Source organism: Streptomyces sp. NPDC005492, from assembly GCF_040605995.1.
Taxonomy (GTDB): Bacteria; Actinomycetota; Actinomycetes; order Streptomycetales; family Streptomycetaceae; genus Streptomyces.
The window spans coordinates 117,831-133,760 of record NZ_JBEXDX010000002.1; the positions used below are offsets into that span (position 1 = coordinate 117,831).

Genomic DNA, 15,930 nt, shown 5'->3' on the forward strand with positions numbered 1-15,930 from the left:
CGTGCCTTGCGTCATCCACCCGTACTGGCAGTCCCTTCAAGCGCCGAACTCCGCTTCCTATTGTTCAGGTAGTCGCCCAGCAACTCAGCGTATAGGGAAGGTGCTGCCGTGGAATCGGAGATGCCTACAACCACCTGCGAGGAGGACACGCCCTCGCACGGCGGTCACGCACTACAGCCCGTGGTGGCGGAGTCCATGACGCTGGTCTCCGCCACCGAGCGGCGTCTCGCTGTCGAACACTGGCTGTTGTCGACGCATCCAGCACCGGGCCACCCCCGGATTCGACTGGAGTGGCAGGAGCACGGGGTTGCGATGCTCCGGCTTGGCGCACTGTTCTCCGCAGTCCGGTTGCCCGGGGATCTGGTGCTCGCCGCGTCGGACTGCCCGGGCGAAGCGGCAGAGGTGGATGCGTTCCTGGACGAGGCGCTCAACGGCGGCCCAGTCATCTGCGACCCACGTGGACGCCGGTACTACGCCCTCACACCCCCCGGCCTGCCCGACAGTTGGCAGCAGGCCGCCGACGACTGGCGCGCGCTCGGTGTGGACCTCCTCGGTTGTGCGACCTACCTCGGCGTGCCGCGCCCGGACGCGGTCGAACTCGACATCCAGGCCTATGGCCCGTACTGGTCCGTGCCGATTTCCTCCGTGGCGAGGCTGTGCGCACCGCTCGACCTCGCGCGTCTCATCGCGGTCGGCGAGCGCCGTATGTCCGAAGAGGTCGAGGCGTGAGCGATGGTGCCGGCCGCGTGCGGCGCATCGCCGGCATCGGCGTCCACACCCGAACGCAGACGGCGTACCAGGCCTACCTGAGCCACCGCAGCGCCTGCGAGAGCTGTTCCGAGGGCGCCTGCGAGACGGCCGACGGCCTTTGGGAGACCTACCGTGACGCCAACATCGCGGCAGACCAAGTCAGTTGACTACGACGAGGCGGCGCGGCCGTCACGAGCGGCGCCCGCCCACCCGGCGACGAACCTCCGCCCCTACCCCTCCCTCGGCCCCGCCTGCTGCACCACCTCGAAGGTCCACAACGTCGCGTCCGTCGCCGCGGGCTTCGGCCGCTCACCCTGTGCGGAGCCCTCCTGCTGTGCGGACCCCTGCGGCCCGCCGCGGTGAGCCGCCTGGCCCCCCATGCCCGACATCCAGTTCTTGAAGTCCTCCTCGGCACGCCAGCGCGTGTAGACGAGGTAGGTGTCGGTGCCCTCGACGGGCCGCAGCAGCTCGAACCACTCGAACCCGTCCGAGCTGTCCACCGTCCCGGCCCGGTTCGCGAAGCGCTTCTCCAGCGTCTCGCGCTGCTCTTCGGGAACGGTGAGTACGTTGATCTTGACGATGCTCATGGGCTCATCCTGCCGGACGGGTGATCAGGTGGGCGTGAGCGGTCGGACGGAGTTCGCGCGGGTGCCGAGGCGGCTTCGGACGCGGCCTCGCACACGGTCTCGACGAAGGAACGGACCCGTGCCGTGACCCCGTTGCGGGGCCAGAGCAGGCCGTACTCGATCGGTGGCGCGTCATGGAACGGCACGAAGACGATGCCGGGCCGCGAGTGGTACCGCGCGGCGCGCACCGCGGCGGGCGACACTCCGCGACCGGCCGCGACGAGCGAGAGCACCTCCATCCAGTAGACGACGGTGACGGCGTGAGGGATGGGCCGTCCCTCAGGGGTTCGGCGAGGGTAGTGGTAGTCGAGCCAGTAGGGCGGGACGTCGCCCGACACGCTCACCATCCGAGTACGCGCCAGGTCTTCGAGCCCGACCGACTTGCGCCGGGCGAACGGGTGTTGTGCGGGGACGATGAGTGCGCGCGGTTCTGAGAAGAGCACGGGTCCGGCCACCAGATCCGGCTCGGCGACGGGGAACTCGGTGAGTTGCAGATCGAGCGCGTTCGCGCGCAGCGGACCGAACGGGTCGCTGAGTTGGACCTCCTGAATCTCCACCGCGCAGTCGGGATGCCGTTGGACCAACGACGACCAGCCCTACCCGTTGAACGTGCCCGGGGTGCTGAGCGTTCCTACACGGTGGAACTCAACGACCTGGGCCTGTTCTCCAAGGGCACCACCGGGGCCGAGTTCGTGCAGATCGTCAAGGATCAGTACGAGCAACTGCGCGCCGACTCCGAGCACAGTGGACGCGTGATGGCCCTGGCACTGCACCCGTTCGTGATCGGCCAGGCCTTCCGCGCCACCTATCTGAACCAGGCGTTGGCCCATCTCGCGGCCCAACCCGACGTCTGGCTGACCACCAGCGACGAGATCGCGGAGCACTACCGGCGCACGGTCACCCGACACATCGCGCCCCCTTTCGGGTGATCTGTGCGCAACGTAATAGGCGTAACGTTTCCTCAATTTAGGCGCGGAGCTGGGCTTTTGGGGTAAAACGGCCGTAACTGGTCAGTAGTTCGGATCGCGTCACGCTCCCGCCCCGATCTTGATCCGATCTACAGTCGTGCCGCTCGTCCAAGATCACTCCCGAACGAGGCGTGTGTGACCCTCCGACTGCCCAGCGCAGCCCCCCTCTTGAAGCCGACGCAGACGGCCGTCCTCGAGGGCATCGCCGGTTTCGTCCCGCCGGACGCGGTGGCGAACGACGCCCTGCCCGCCGCCTGGGACGTCGACGACGCCTGGGTCCGCAGACGTACCGGCATCCGTGAACGGCGCCGCGCGGCACCGGGCGTGACCACCGGAGATCTCGCCCTGGAGGCGGCCCGCCGCGCGCTCGCGGTCGCCGGCCATCCCCTGGTCGACACGGTGATCGTCGGCACCTCCACCCCGGACCGGCCGATGCCGGCCATGGCACCCCGGCTCGCCACCCGCCTCGGACTCGGCGGGACACCCGCCTGGGACGTCTCCGCCGCGTGCAGCGGATTCGTCTACGGCCTCGCCGCCGCCGTCGGCGCCCTGAACTCGGGGTGCGCCGACCGCGTTCTGCTGGTCACCGCCGAGGTGTACTCGACACTTCTCGATCCGCAGGACCGTTCCTGCGGAATCCTGTTCGGGGACGGCGCCGCGGCGACCGTCCTGCGGCGCGGGGCGCGGGACGAGCCGGGCGGCGTAGTGGCGTTGGACCTCGGCAGCGACGGCTCGGGCGACGAACTGATCCAGGTGCCGGGCGGCGGTGCGCTGGAGCGCTCCCGCCCCGGCGACCACGGCCCCGACGACCGCTACTTCCGGATGCGGGGACGCGAGGTGTTCCAGCACGCGGTGACACGCATGACGCAGTCCGCCCACACCGTGCTCAAGCGCGCCGACTGGACGCCCGAGGACATCGACCGCTTCTGCGCCCACCAGGCCAACGCCCGCATCCTGTCGGCCGTCGGCGACCGTATCCCGGTATCGCGGAACCGACACGTCACCAACATCGAGCGGGTGGGCAACACCGGCGCGGCCTCCATCCCGCTGGCCCTGGCCGACGCCGCGGCCTGGGGTGAACTGCGCGCAGGGGAACGGGTGTTGCTGACGGCCTTCGGGGCGGGGTTGACGTGGGGGTCGGCGGTCCTGGTATGGCCGGAGCTGCCGCGTGTGCCTCGGATCGACGCGGGCGTCGCGGCCGGCGCCGACCCGGCAGCGGATGCCGCCGAGGCGGCTGTGCTCGTGCCGGCGGGTGCGTCCAGCGCGTCGGTGGTGGGTGTGGCCGGGTGCGGAGCCGACCCGATGGGGTCCATCGCCGATCCGGTCGTGTGCGTCGCCGATCTGGCCGTGTGCGGCGCCGACCTGGCGGTGTCCGCCGCTGATCCGGTGGGGTCCATCGCCGATCCGGCCGTGCGCGGCGCTGACACAGCCGTGTGCGTCGCCGATCTGGCCGTGTGCGGCGTCGATCCGGCCGTGTCCGCCGCTGATCCGGTGGGGTCCATCGCGGACCTGGTGGTGTCTGCCGGTGACTCGGCCGTGTGCGGCGCCGATCCGGCCCTATGCGGCGCCGATCCGGCCGGGTCCATCGCCGATCTGGCCATGCGCGGCGCTGACCCGGCCGTGTGCGGCGCCGATCCGGTGGTGTCCGCCGGCTTGGCGGCATCTGTCACCGTCCCAGCCGTATTCGTTGAGCCGGGCGCGTCCGCTGTCCCAGCCGCTTCCGTCGCCGACCCGGCTGTATCCGCCGCCACCCCAGTCGTACGGACCCCGATCGTCTGAGACCTCGTCCGGACCACGCCTGTCCGCAGGCGCCCCCGCTCCCAGGCGCCCGCCGCCCGGGAAACAGGTCGAGCGCCCTCATTCCGACATTCCGAAGATCGTCCGCTCGTCCGCTCGTCGAAAGGCAGGAACGCCATGTCCCCCGTTCAGACCGCCGTGGCCACCGTACTCACCGGAAAGTTCGAGGTCAGCCCCGACAACATCCGACCGGAGGCCACCCTGGAGAGCCTCGACCTGGACTCCCTCGCGTTGGCCGAACTCGCCCTGGCGTTGCAGGAGGCGCTGGGTGTTCCGGTGGCGGAGGAAGAGGCCGCCAAGGGCAGCACCGTGGGTGAACTCGTCGCCGCGCTGAACGCCAAGCGGGCGTGATGCCGGCACCCTGCGCGCCCGTCTCCGTCACCGGCCTGGGGCTCATCACCCCGGCCGGGGTCGGCCGCGAGGCGACTTGGGAGGGGGTGATGAGGGGGCGGTCCGTCGCCGCCACCGATCCCCGACTCAAGGGCTGCGCCGTCGACTTCGCCTGCCGTATCCCGGACATGACCCCGGAGCAGGCGCGGATCGGCGGCGGAAAGGCCTGGCGCATGGGCCGGTTCAGTCAGCTCGCCGTGCTCGCCGCGCGCGAGGCGGTCGCCGACGCGGGGCTCGACCCCGCCGGGTGGGACGGCGCCCGGGTCGCCGTGGTGATCGGTTCGGGGCTGGCCGGGGCCGCGCATCTGGAGGACCAGACGGTACGTCACCATCAGGGCGGCCCTGAACTCGTCTCGCCCGCGCTCGTGCCCATGCTGATCTCCAACATGGCTGCGGGAGAAGTGCTGTTGGACCTCGGAGCCCATGGTCCGTCCATGGCGACCGAGACCGCCTGCGCCTCCGGTGCCAGTGCCCTGGCCACCGCACGCCACCTGCTGCTGGCCGGGCTGTGCGACATCGCGGTGGCGGGCGGCGCGGAGGCGGCCGTCACCCCGGTGATCACCTCCGGTTTCCAGCGGATGGGCGCGCTGTCGTCCCGCGTCGACGATCCCGCGGCCGCCTCACGGCCCTTCGCGGCGGACCGGGACGGCTTCGTGATCTCGGAGGGAGCCGCCGTGCTGGTCCTGGAGCGGGAGGCGGACGCCCGCGCCCGTGGACAGCGGCGCTACGCCCGGTTCGCGGGCGCCGGTCAGACCTCCGACGCGTATCACCCAACCGCCCCCGCACCGGACGGAGTTCATGCCGAGGCCGCGTTACGGTACGCGCTCGCCGAGGCCGGGCTCGACGCGACGGACGTCGACCACGTCAACGCGCACGGGACCTCGACCCCGCTCAACGACCTGACCGAGGCGGAGTTGATCCGACGGGCACTGCCGCACCGGCCAAGTGTGACCGCAGCCAAGGGGGTTCTCGGCCACAGCCTCGGCGCGGCCGGTGCGATCGAGGCCGCGCTCACCGCCCTGACCGTGCACCGCTCCACCGTGCCGCCCATCGCCAACCTCACCCCGCACAACCTCCCCTACGACCTGGACTGCGTGACGGGCGCGCCCCGCGCACAGCGCGTCCGGGCCGCCGTCAGCCACTCCTTCGGCTTCGGCGGCCACAACGTGGTGCTCCTCTTCACCACGGAGGACCGATGACGTCATCGCCGTAGGCCGACCGTTGAGGACCGACCGAGATGGGTTCAATGACCGTTCACAGCACCATCGTTCACGCCACCGTCCACATCCCCGAGGGACGGCAGAGCGTCTCCGCGGTGGAGGACCGGTTCCGCGCGGCCAGCCCCGCCGTACCGCTGTCGCGTGGTGTGCTCCAGCGGATGTACGGCCTGGCCGAGCGCACCGTGGCCGACGACCTGGAGCAACCTTCCGACCTGGCCGCGCACGCGGCCCGGCGTCTCTTCGAGGACACCGGCACCGATCCGCGCGGCGTCGACCTGCTCCTCTACGCCGGCATCCTCGCCGACATGGAGGAGCCGGCCACCGCCCATGTCGTCGCCGACAAACTCGGCCTCGGCTGCCCGGTGTTCGACCTGAAGAACGCCTGCAACGGAGTCCTCAACGCCCTCGAGGTCGCGGACGCGTTCATCCGGGGTGGCCGGTATCGCCGGGTGCTGGTGACCACCGCCGAGGTCAGCACCCGGGAGAGCCGTTGGCAGGTGGACGACCCGGCCGACCTGTCGACCGCGTTGCCAAGTCTCAGCACCGGCGACATGGGCTCGGCCCTGCTGATCGAGGCGGGTGAGCGGCCCGGCATCCTCGGCTCCCGTTTCTTCGCCAACTCCTGGGGCTGGCGGGCCGCGACCCTCCCCAACCCGTACGCGCAGCACCGCAGGCTCGGCCATCTCCGTATCGACTCCGCACAGTTGGTGGAGTCGTTCGAGGGGCTGCCCGGCAAAGTGCGGGACGCGCTACAGGAGTTGGGCGTCGACGCCGACGACCTGGACCTCGTCTGTGTGCACCAGCCCTCGGTGCCCTTCACCAAGGTCGTCTGCGACTGGGTCCGCGTGGACCCGGACCGCGTCCTGGCCACCTTCCCCACCCACGGCAACGTGGCGACCAACACCATCCCCCTGCAACTGGCCACCGCCCTCGACAGCGGCCGACTCCAACGCGGCGACCTGGTCGGCATGTTCGGCTTCGCGAGCGGGGCCAGCGCGGGAGTGGTCGTCTGCCGCTGGTGAACTACGCCAACTTTTCGTCCCCATCCAGCCCAGCCCAGACCCGCACGGGTACGAACCTGAAAGAGCTATGACCAAGACCCCCGCCCTCGCCCCCGTCCCCCGCATTCCTCCCCTCCCGCTCGCCCAATGGCCCGCGTCTCTACGGTCCTTGCTCGCCGACTCCCACCAGGACGGCCCCGGCCGGAAGAACCTGTTCGGCACCCTCGCCCACCACCCCGCGCTGGCCCACGCCTGGCTCTCCCTCGCCCGCGTCCTCACCCACGAGGGGACCCTCGGCCACCGCAGACGCGAACTGATCGTCCTGCGGGTATCGCACCGCCTCGACGCGCCCTACGTCCACCGGCGGCACCGCACACCGGCCGCGGCCGCCGGACTGACGAGCGAGGAGATCGACGCGACGGCGGCCGCCCCGGGCTCCCACGCCTGGACGGACGAGGACCGCACCCTCCTGGAGGCGGCCGATCTGCTGGCCGCCAACATCCCTGTCCCGCAGAGCCTTTGGGACCGGCTGGCCCGCGCCCTTCGCCCCGAGCAGCTCGTGGAACTGCTGGTCCTGACCGGCCAGACCGCCAGCATGTGCACCACCCTGAACGTGCTGCGCACCCCCTCCGACAGCGAAGCCCCGCGACCGTCGTCCCTCGCCGTACTCCTGGACCGGGAGCGCTGTTGCAGCGCGGGCCACTGCGTCGGCGCCGTACCCGAGGTGTTCGAGCAGGACGAGTCGGACGGCCGGGTCACCCTCCTCCTACCGGACCCCGAGCCGTGCCACGCTGCCGAGCTGCGTCTCGCCGCCGACTTGTGCCCCAGCGGAGCCATCACGCTCGTAGCCCACGAGGAGTCGGCCCGCCCATGACGAAGGTCTCCACCCTCAATCTCCCTTCCCCCTACGGAAGTTGCCCCTTCGACCCGCCGCCCGCGTACACCGAGGCCGCCCGTGAGGCCGCCGTCACCCGCGCGGTGCTGCCGGACGGCACCGCGTGCTGGCTGGTCACCGGCTACGACGAGGTCCGTGCCGTGCTGTCCGACGCGCGCTTCAGCGCCGACGCGCGCACTCCGGGATTCCCTTTCCTCTCCGCCGGACAGCGTGAACTGGCCACCGCCCAGCCGAGTTTCATCCGCATGGACGACCCCGAACACGCCAGGCTGCGCCGCATGGTCAGCAAGGATTTCCTGGTCAGGCGGATCGAGGAACTGCGCCCGGGCATCCAGGACATCGTGGACCGGGCGGTGGACCGCATGACCGAGGGACGTACGTCGGCCGACCTGGTGACGGACTTCGCCCTGCCGATCCCCTCGCTGGTCATCTGCCTGATGCTCGGGGTGCCGTACGAGGACCGCGACCTGTTCCAGTCGCTCAGCCGCACCCTCCTCGACAACCGCACCACCCGACCGGAGGCGGTGCGGGCACACGCCCAACTCCTGGGCTATTTGGCGGAGTTGGCCGAGCGCAAACGCAGCCGCCCCACGGACGACATCCTCAGCCGACTCGCCGCCCGCGACGACCTGACCCCGCGGGAGACGGCGTCGCTGGGCTTCCTGCTGCTGGTCACCGGGCACGAGTCCACCGCGAACATGACGGCCGTCGCCGTACTCGCCCTGCTGCGCCGCCCCGACCAGGCGGACCTGCTGCGCGCGCAACCGGGCCTGGCCCAGGGGGCGGTGGAGGAACTCCTGCGCCACCTCACGATCATCCACCTGGGCCTGGGCCGCGCGGCGACCGAGACCGTGCGGGTGGGCGGGGTGACGATCCCGGTCGGCGAGGGCGTGATCTGCATACTGTCCACGGCCAATCGCGACGAGCAACTCTTTGGCACCGCACACGACTTGGACCTCACCCGCGACGCCCGCCGCCATGTCGCCTTCGGCTACGGCATCCACCAGTGCCTGGGCCAGACCCTGGCCCGCGTGGAACTCCAGACCGTCCTCACCACCCTGCTCCGCCGCCTGCCCGGCCTGCGCCTCGCAGTCCCGCCGGAGCAACTCTCCTACAACCAGGACGCCATCGTGTATGGCCTGCGGTCCCTCCCGGTGACCTGGACCTGACCGGACCGCCCGCCCGGGGACGCACACGGCAAAGGGGTTGGCGATCAGGGCTGGGCGGGCATGGTCCAGCAGTTGGAGGCGGCGGGCTTGCCGGACAGGCGGGCGGTGAGCCAGGAGATGGCGTCGCCCTGGTCGGTCAGCAGGGGGGTGAGGTGGTTGAGGAGCGCGCTGCCGAGACTGGGCAGGACGACGGGCTTGTAGATGACGTCGGCGCCCTTCGCGCACCAGTCGAGGGCGAGTTGGCGGGCCTGCGCGTGCGGTACGAGGTTGTCGCTGACACCGGTCGCCAGGCGGACGGGTCCCGACGGTTTCAGGGTGCCGATGCGCTGGTTGTCGAGGAAGGCCTGGAGTGCGGGGGTCGCGGCGATGATGTCGCTGATGGACTGCCCGTCCGTGGTCCAACTGGTGCTCTTCGTATAGCCGTAGCCGAACAGCGCGTCGCCGACGCACATGGTCGACAGATCGGTGAGGGCGGCCTTTCCGGCGTCGTTGAGATGCGCCTCGGCGAGGGGTTTGAGCTCCGGGTCGGACTGGAGGAACCCGTTGAGCGACCAGCCCAGCGCGCCGGCGAGTTCGCTGCCGTCGATGGCTTTGGTGACCGAGGTCAGGTCGGCGGGCGGGGCTCCGGCGTAGGTCCCGGACAGGGTGACGTCGGGGGCGTAGGAGGACTGGAGTTCGGCGGCCGCGGCGGTCGCCCCGCCGCCCTGGCTGTAGCCGTAGAGCCCGACCGGTGAGGCGGCGGTGACCGAGGCTCCGCCGACCGAGCGGGCGGCGCGTACGGCGTCGAGCACGGCGTGCGCCTCGTCGACCCGGTCGACGTAGGTGTGCAGTCGGTCCGTGGCGCCGAGCCCGACGTAGTCGGTGACGACGACGGCGACCCCTTCGGCGAGGAGGCGGTAGATCGCGAGGTCCTCGTAACCCACGGACAGCGTCTGGGTGTTGACCGTGAGCGGGTGTTCCAGGCCCATGGACGCGGCGCACTGGTCGCCCTGTCCCAGGGTGCCGGGGGCGACCGCGACGAGGGGGCGCGGGCCGCTGCCGGACCAGTCGGCGGACGGTTCGATGTAGGCGCCGGTGACGGCGACGGGCCGGCCGTTGGAGTCGGTGGACTTGTACATCAGCCGGGTCGCGGTGCCGGGGAGCGTGCCGTCGAGGCCGGGCAGGCTCAGGGCGAGGGGGAGGGGCTCGCTGCGGACGAGGGCGCCGTCGGCGGCGGGCAGGGTGGTCGGCGGGTTGTAGAACGCCGGGATCGTGACACCTCTGGACACGACCTCGTCCGACGCGGTGGCGGCACCGGCCGCGGTGATGGCGAGCGCCTGGGTACCGATGCAGGCGGCGGCGGTGACTGCCGCGGCCAGTATGCGTGTGCGTGCGGGCATGGCGAACCTCCTGTGGAGCGGCCGTCAGGAAACGGCGGCGCGGCTCCGCACCCACGCGTCCCACGTGTGTGCGTCCGCGCCACCCGAAAGTGGTTCGCCTGGAACTTACCTGCGGGTAAGTTACTCGTGATACCCGTTGGTAGGTTACGGTTCGGTAATGTGGCGGACTGTTAGTTCGCTGTGTGGTGGGTGGGGGGCGGTGCGGCGGTTGGCGATGGGCTGCGGGTGGCGGTGGCGGTGGCGGTGGCGAGGGCGGCGCGTTGGATCTCGGCTCACCGGCTCACCTGCTCACCGACGCGGTGGGTGGACGTGGCCCTCCGCGCGCCGCCCGACGAACTCCCTCTCCGACCCCGGTACTTCAGCAGTCGAACACCGACCAGCAGATGTCGTTGCGCAGCCGCTGGTCGTCGAGGACGAGCTCGCGGATGGCCTCCGGGAGCTGGTCGCGCTGCCACTGGCACTCAAGTCGGCCGGCGGCCTCGCCCTCCCCTTCCGGTGCCGCCGCCCGCGCGGCCTTGATCGCGTAGGCGGCCGCACCGAGCTCGTGCGCGGCGACGTGGGCCACGGCTCCGGCCTGGCCGGCGGCGTACGCGGCATGCCGTGCCGCCCCGCGCAGCTCCCTGGCCGCCCCCATCGCATGCCCACCCGCCGCACGGGCCTGCATCATCCCGACCTCACCCCGCACCCAGGCCCTGGCCTGCTCGATCGCTTGCCGCGGCTGCGGATCCTCGGGCCGCACCGACTCGAAGAGACCAAGGACGTGCTCCGCGCACGAGGCGGCCCACAGTGCGAGGAGATGGTGATCCGCGTCGGTGAGGGTGCCACCGCGCCGGATGGTCACGAAGCGGGGGTCCCGGACCTTGGGGAGAATCACGGTGCGGGTCCCTCCTGCCTGCATTCGAGTGGATACATATTCGGGTGGATTCAGGTGAATTCAGGTGGGTCTCGACCGTGTCCTTGACGTCGAGGTGGTCCGCGAAGCCGATCCCTTCGATCTCGTACCAGTTTGAGGATCAGGCCCGTGTTCAAGGGGAGTTGGGGGCGGTGGGTCGGCTCCGGGGGTACGGCGGCTTGGGCCAGATCGGTTCCGGTTTGTCCAACTGATCGGTGATGACCGCTGTTGTGTGGTCGGTCGCGTGGAAGTAGTCGTACAGCGCGCCCATGTCTCGCCCCGTCGCTCACGGTGTTCTGCGATCGAGTAGAGCAGACGGCACTGACAAGGTGGACGAAGCCGCGTGGTGCGGAGCGGAGTTCGTCCAGTGGCTGATCAGCCGGGCACGTTCCATTCGTCGAGGCGGATCTTCACCTGGTGGTTGTGGTCCGCGTGCCAGATCACCTCACCGGCGACGATGGTGCCCAGTTCGGGCAGCTCCATGTGGTGAGGCATGGCGGTGATCTCGGCGAGGCCCACGGCGTTCGGCACGCCGTTGAGGAGGAGGAAGACGCCGAACGGCTGCCGACCGACGACCCGTCCGCTGACGTGACTTCCAAGGGGCAGTGCGGAGACCGTTGCCGGCCAGCTTCGGACTATGTCTTCCGACACCGGAACCTGCGAGCGGTCGGGCCAACTGAACTCGGGCATGGGCCAATCATGTTCAGAGCGCGGGAAGTTGTCGACGGGCGGCTGCGGTGGCGCACCGCTCGGGCCGCGAGACCGACACGCTGGAGGCGGGGCGAGCGTCTCCGTCGTGCTCCCCTACCGAGACGTCCCTCAGCCCTCATGTGCGTCGGCGGCGAGTGGGGCGGTGTCCTTCGTCAACCGTGCCAAGGCCGCGAGCCCAACTCGGTGTGCGTCCTGAGATCTGCTGGGGGCTTGGGAGGTATGTGTGTCAGACATGCTTGCGCCAGGTTCGGCGGCCGTACGCGTGGCCGGGGCTCTCAGCTTGGGAAACTGCGGGCATTCGTGGGGTAGTTGGGGCGCTGGCCTGGGCGAACCGTGGATCTGGCACCTCATGTTGCCGGGCCGCTTTCCCCGTGGTTCCCCGCCCTATCTGGTGCGCCTTAGCGCACAGCGTCTCCGGCACCGGGCACAGGCGGCGGGAGTCCCGCTCGGTCAAGACCATGGCCATCGCGGCGAACCTCGGCGGGATCGCCTTCCCGCAAGCGCGGCTGGCACTGCGCATCCACCGGCGCCGCCAGGAGAGCGGCAAGCGGCAGACCCCGGAGACGGTCTACGCCGTCACCAGCCTCGATACCCACCAGGCCAGCCCTGCCGACCTGGGCGGATACGTGCGCGGGCACTGGGGAATCGAAAATTCCAGCCACCATGTCAGAGACGTGGTGTTCGCCGAGGACGCCTCCACCGTCCACACCGGCAGCGCACCGCGAACACGCCCTCTGGATCTGGCGCATCACCGACAGCCCGCTCCTACCGGGAACTTGAAGCCATCCTGAGGTGATCTTGGTCGAGAATCCGTCTACCAGGGGCTTCGTCGTTGCGCAGGATGGTCCAACTCGCGGTCACCACCGCCAGCTTGGAAAGAGCTCATTGAATCGTGCGCGAAATGTAAATCCTGCCGACTTGCGATCAGGATTGCGGAGTGCTGCTCTGGAATAGGTAGGGGTAAAGAGCTAAATGATCGGGCCCGAACGGGTGGGGTTCAGCCGAAGTAGGGGGACGACGCGTCGTGTGACGACGGGATGCCCCGCGCTGCGACCCGCTATCGGAGGTTCACGATGACACAGGTCTCTTCTGCCCGCATTCCACTACGCCAGATCATGGTCGCGCTCTTGACGGCCGCCCTGACGCTCTCCCTCTCGGTGGTGCTGACCGTCACCTCGACGAAGGAAGCAGCTGCCTTGTGCTCCGCCAGCCGGTTCAACGGCACGTGGCGCTCGTCCGACGCGAGGCTGAAGCGTATTGACGTATGGCAGGGAGGGGACTGCCACCTGTACGCCAGGGCCTGGTCCGTCTGCGAGAACGACTCGTCGTATATCTGCAGCTGGGGAAACAGGAGAATGGGAGACAGTCCCGAGCCGAACTTCCAGTTCGTCGGATACAACTGGAGCGACGCCGATGAAGTGCTGCAACTGCGGATGCAGGACACGTCTCACATCTCGGTGTGGGACAGCACCGACTACCACAACGGTAAGAAGGTCAGCTTCACGGTCCCGATGTACAAGAGCGGTTGAGCCCGCGAAGGGCAGCAACTCAGCTGCCAAGGCAGGTGGGGCCTCGCCGCTCGTCCCTCGCCCCCGACAGGATGCGAACCGCGCCGGGGTGGGCCCCTGTTCGCGGATACCGTGCCGGCTCGACGAGCGAACGGAAGCACTGAGCGTTTTCAGCGTGGTCACTGATCGGGATATCCGTCGGCACCGTCCACGCGTAAGTCACCACCGTGACCGGCCCGCTCGCCGAACGAGCCCCTGGCCTGTTCAAGACACTGCGCGAGCACGATCCGGACTTCGTCCTGCTGGACGGAACTCTCGCCGAGTGCGACCGCGTCGGCGACTGCTGGGCGGACTACTCGGCCAAGCACCGTCGGCACGGCGTGAACGTCCGGGTCCTTACCGATCCGGCCGGCGAGCTGCTGTGGATCTCGCCCGCCCTGCCCGGCCGCACTCATGACCTCAGCGCGGCGCGCACCCACCGGATGATCCGTATCTGCGAACGCGGCATGGCACGGCGGAAGTCCTGGCAGATCTTCCGAAGATCCCGCATCAGTCCCAACCGCAGGACCGTCACCACCAAAACTGTCCTCACCCTGGAGGGGCAACGCTGAAAACGCCCCGTGAGTTCGTGCCCCCCGAGTCCGCTTCACGAGTTCGTCAGGCGCGCTCCTTGATCCCGAGATCTGCCTTGAACAGGTCGATCACCTCGTAACGCCGCTGGTTTACGGCCTCAACTGCGGCCTCGGCTACGGCCGTACGCTCGGCGATGCGTGAGTGCACATCCAGGACCGCGTTTGTGAGGTCACGCGCCTGTCTGGCGACATGCTGCCCGGAGAGGATCTCGATCTCGGCGGTAGTCGCGAGGAGCCCGGCGTCCTCGGAGCGCTCTCTCTGTCCTGACGTCGCCTGGACGTAGCTCGCGCTGATCGATCTCAGATACTCGGTGTAGACGCCGCGTTTCGCTCCCTGAGGGAGTCTTCGCGTTCCCATCTGTGGCTACGTGCGGCCTGTACTTGCTGGAGGGTGCTGCCGATCAGGACCCCCGACAGGGTTCCGATGACACCGACGATGACGGAGCCCATGCTCATCCTCCTGATGTGGCCGGACGATGGCTTCCCGGGATGTGCGGTGTTCTGTGCGGCCGGGCGCCCGGACCCCGCTCACGCCAACATGCTCTGCCCGCCCGGTAGTTGATCGCCACCGGCACCACACAGGTCCGGGTCCACGACTCGAGCCCGTCCGTGGAGCGGGCGGCCCCGTCAGGCCGAGGTGTCCGGCTTCACGACCGTGCTCACGAAATCGCCGATCGCGTCCAGAGTGGCCCCCAGCGCCTCGATCTGCGGGAAGTGGGCCGCATCCGGGATCGGGACGAAGTGGCTGTTGGGGAAGGCGTCGGCGTAGCCGCGGCCGTACTTCAGGGGGGCTATGCCGTCCTTCTCGCCCCAGACGACCAGGACCGGGACGGTGACGCGGTGGAGGCGGGCGCGGAGCTTCGGGTCGTAGGTGAAGTGTTCGCCGCCGTAGATGGCGAGGGTCTGCTGGTTGGCGGCGTTCGCGGCGCGCTGTTCGTCGGTGAACGAGGTGAAGTCGGGGCGGAACTCGGCCTTGGCGAAGGAGAGTTGGCTGATGTCGGCCGGGGCCATGGGGCGCGGGTCGACGACGCGGTTCTCCGCCATGTGGGCGTGGATGCCGACCGCGTTCATGAGGGTCAGTGCGGCGATCCGGCCCTGGTTGTCGCGCAGGGCCATCTCCGCCGCGATCCAGCCGCCGACGGAGTTGCCGACCACCATGACGTCCTTCAGGTCCAGGGTGTCGAGCAGGTCCAGGTAGGCGATGGCCAGGTCGGCGACGGTGTCGAAGCGATCCGGGCGGGGGGTGCCGTCGAAGCCGGGGTGGGTCGGTGTCACGACGTAGACGTGCTCGGACAGGGCCGTGGAGATACCGGTCACCGTGCGCGGGCCGGCGCCGCCGTGCAGTACCAGCACACCGGTGCCCTCGGTGTTCTCGCCGAACTCCTGGATGGTGACGGAGAGTCCGCCGGGGAGGGCGACGGTGCGGGTGGAGGCGGGGGTGGGAGCGGACGTGGTCATGGTGGGGTCCTTGTCATATCGCTGGTTCTCGCGTGCTGAGAGCTGGCTCTCATGAAGGTAGGGGGTGCGCTCTCTTTATGCAAGCCAACTCTCACGATGAGGGTCGGCCGTCCCTCTGCTGTCTTGGGGTGGGCCTCAGGTGCTAGTCGGCCGTGCCGGGGCGCGGGTGTTCGACCGGCGTGCGGGCCGGTAGGCCTCGCAGGAGGGTGTCCAGGAACAGGTCGAAGCGGGGGCGGGCCGTGCCCAGGCCGAGGTCTGTCTCCGCTGTGCCCAGCCACTGCGTGACGCCCAGTCCGAACGCGTACCAGCTCTGCTCCGCCTCCGGCGGCTCCGCGCCGGCCGCGACGAGGGCCGCTACGACGCGCTCGCGCAGGCGGCCGAAGGAGTCGGGGTTGTGGCGGTGCGGGCGCGCCACGTCCCTGAGTGGTGCGCATGTGAACGGTAGGGCCCCGACTTCCACCGCGAGTGCGGGCGGCCGTGGAACGGTTCGGCGGTCGCCGGGCGTCGTCCCTCTCCAGGGCACGGTGGCCGTGT

The 15,930-nt window shown here is 69.9% G+C and carries 19 protein-coding genes and 1 pseudogene; 12 read left to right on the forward strand and 8 right to left on the reverse strand.

Annotated elements, in window-relative coordinates; genetic code table 11:
• Positions 1-120: 120 nt before the first annotated feature.
• Both ABZT04_RS03260 and ABZT04_RS03265 read left to right on the forward strand, forming a co-directional pair.
• Positions 121-729: a hypothetical protein gene (locus ABZT04_RS03260; RefSeq protein WP_356052376.1), complete on the forward strand. Its 609-nt coding sequence runs from the start codon at positions 121-123 to the stop codon at positions 727-729.
• Positions 726-917 (forward strand): hypothetical protein, encoded by a 192-nt coding sequence (locus tag ABZT04_RS03265; protein WP_356052379.1) that lies wholly within the window; start codon positions 726-728, stop codon positions 915-917. Before ABZT04_RS03260 ends, ABZT04_RS03265 begins: the two co-directional genes overlap by 4 nt.
• Before the next feature lie 63 nt (positions 918-980).
• Here the strand turns inward: ABZT04_RS03265 and ABZT04_RS03270 are convergent, their stop codons facing one another.
• Complete coding sequence (locus ABZT04_RS03270; protein WP_356052381.1) at positions 981-1,337, reverse strand: antibiotic biosynthesis monooxygenase; 357 nt, start codon at positions 1,335-1,337, stop codon at positions 981-983.
• On the reverse strand, positions 1,334-1,933 hold the full coding sequence (locus tag ABZT04_RS03275; protein ID WP_356052383.1) for a LysR substrate-binding domain-containing protein: 600 nt from the start codon (positions 1,931-1,933) through the stop codon (positions 1,334-1,336). Before ABZT04_RS03275 ends, ABZT04_RS03270 begins: the two co-directional genes overlap by 4 nt.
• An 81-nt stretch (positions 1,934-2,014) precedes the next feature.
• On the opposite strand from ABZT04_RS03275, the gene ABZT04_RS03280 reads away from it, so the two are divergent.
• The 7 genes from ABZT04_RS03280 to ABZT04_RS03310 all read left to right on the forward strand — a co-directional run bounded on the left by ABZT04_RS03280 (position 2,015) and on the right by ABZT04_RS03310 (position 8,816).
• Positions 2,015-2,305 (forward strand): hypothetical protein, encoded by a 291-nt coding sequence (locus ABZT04_RS03280; protein WP_356052385.1) that lies wholly within the window; start codon positions 2,015-2,017, stop codon positions 2,303-2,305.
• Between the two features lie 174 nt (positions 2,306-2,479).
• Positions 2,480-4,123, forward strand: a complete 1,644-nt coding sequence (locus ABZT04_RS03285) for a beta-ketoacyl-ACP synthase 3 (RefSeq protein ID WP_356052387.1) — start codon at positions 2,480-2,482, stop codon at positions 4,121-4,123.
• A 135-nt stretch (positions 4,124-4,258) separates the two neighbouring features.
• A complete protein-coding gene (locus ABZT04_RS03290) occupies positions 4,259-4,492 on the forward strand; it encodes a phosphopantetheine-binding protein (RefSeq protein ID WP_356052389.1) in 234 nt (77 codons plus the stop codon).
• Positions 4,492-5,730 carry a beta-ketoacyl-[acyl-carrier-protein] synthase family protein gene (locus ABZT04_RS03295; protein ID WP_356052391.1) on the forward strand — a complete coding sequence of 413 codons (1,239 nt, stop codon included), beginning with the start codon at positions 4,492-4,494 and terminating at the stop codon, positions 5,728-5,730. The genes ABZT04_RS03290 and ABZT04_RS03295 overlap by 1 nt, the downstream gene beginning before the upstream one ends.
• 47 nt (positions 5,731-5,777) lie before the next feature.
• Complete coding sequence (locus ABZT04_RS03300; RefSeq protein WP_356052393.1) at positions 5,778-6,773, forward strand: 3-oxoacyl-[acyl-carrier-protein] synthase III C-terminal domain-containing protein; 996 nt, start codon at positions 5,778-5,780, stop codon at positions 6,771-6,773.
• 67 nt (positions 6,774-6,840) lie between these two features.
• Positions 6,841-7,626, forward strand: a complete 786-nt coding sequence (locus tag ABZT04_RS03305) for a carboxymuconolactone decarboxylase family protein (RefSeq protein ID WP_356052395.1) — start codon at positions 6,841-6,843, stop codon at positions 7,624-7,626.
• On the forward strand, positions 7,623-8,816 hold the full coding sequence (locus ABZT04_RS03310; protein WP_356052397.1) for a cytochrome P450: 1,194 nt from the start codon (positions 7,623-7,625) through the stop codon (positions 8,814-8,816). Before ABZT04_RS03305 ends, ABZT04_RS03310 begins: the two co-directional genes overlap by 4 nt.
• A gap of 44 nt (positions 8,817-8,860) precedes the next feature.
• On the opposite strand, the gene ABZT04_RS03315 is transcribed toward ABZT04_RS03310, so the two are convergent.
• The 3 genes from ABZT04_RS03315 to ABZT04_RS03325 form a co-directional block, all read right to left on the reverse strand.
• Complete coding sequence (locus ABZT04_RS03315; RefSeq protein ID WP_356052398.1) at positions 8,861-10,195, reverse strand: lipase family protein; 1,335 nt, start codon at positions 10,193-10,195, stop codon at positions 8,861-8,863.
• 358 nt (positions 10,196-10,553) lie between these two features.
• Positions 10,554-11,069: a putative immunity protein gene (locus tag ABZT04_RS03320; protein WP_356052400.1), complete on the reverse strand. Its 516-nt coding sequence runs from the start codon at positions 11,067-11,069 to the stop codon at positions 10,554-10,556.
• A 393-nt stretch (positions 11,070-11,462) separates the two neighbouring features.
• Positions 11,463-11,777 carry a hypothetical protein gene (locus tag ABZT04_RS03325; protein ID WP_356052402.1) on the reverse strand — a complete coding sequence of 105 codons (315 nt, stop codon included), beginning with the start codon at positions 11,775-11,777 and terminating at the stop codon, positions 11,463-11,465.
• A 479-nt stretch (positions 11,778-12,256) separates the two neighbouring features.
• On the opposite strand from ABZT04_RS03325, the gene ABZT04_RS03330 reads away from it, so the two are divergent.
• The 3 genes and pseudogenes from ABZT04_RS03330 to ABZT04_RS03340 all read left to right on the forward strand — a co-directional run.
• Positions 12,257-12,589 carry a hypothetical protein gene (locus ABZT04_RS03330; protein ID WP_356053082.1) on the forward strand — a complete coding sequence of 111 codons (333 nt, stop codon included), beginning with the start codon at positions 12,257-12,259 and terminating at the stop codon, positions 12,587-12,589.
• Positions 12,590-12,871: 282 nt separating this feature from the next.
• A complete protein-coding gene (locus ABZT04_RS03335) occupies positions 12,872-13,327 on the forward strand; it encodes a hypothetical protein (protein WP_356052405.1) in 456 nt (151 codons plus the stop codon).
• A 167-nt stretch (positions 13,328-13,494) separates the two neighbouring features.
• Positions 13,495-13,917 (forward strand): annotated as a pseudogene (locus ABZT04_RS03340) (transposase family protein); the annotation flags it as partial.
• Positions 13,918-13,963: 46 nt separating this feature from the next.
• Here the strand turns inward: ABZT04_RS03340 and ABZT04_RS03345 are convergent.
• The 3 genes from ABZT04_RS03345 to ABZT04_RS03355 form a co-directional block, all read right to left on the reverse strand.
• Positions 13,964-14,296 (reverse strand): hypothetical protein, encoded by a 333-nt coding sequence (locus ABZT04_RS03345; protein ID WP_356052407.1) that lies wholly within the window; start codon positions 14,294-14,296, stop codon positions 13,964-13,966.
• Between the two features lie 269 nt (positions 14,297-14,565).
• Complete coding sequence (locus ABZT04_RS03350) at positions 14,566-15,396, reverse strand: alpha/beta hydrolase (protein WP_356052409.1); 831 nt, start codon at positions 15,394-15,396, stop codon at positions 14,566-14,568.
• A 142-nt stretch (positions 15,397-15,538) separates the two neighbouring features.
• On the reverse strand, positions 15,539-15,811 hold the full coding sequence (locus tag ABZT04_RS03355) for a hypothetical protein (RefSeq protein ID WP_356052411.1): 273 nt from the start codon (positions 15,809-15,811) through the stop codon (positions 15,539-15,541).
• Positions 15,812-15,930 lie beyond the last annotated feature (119 nt).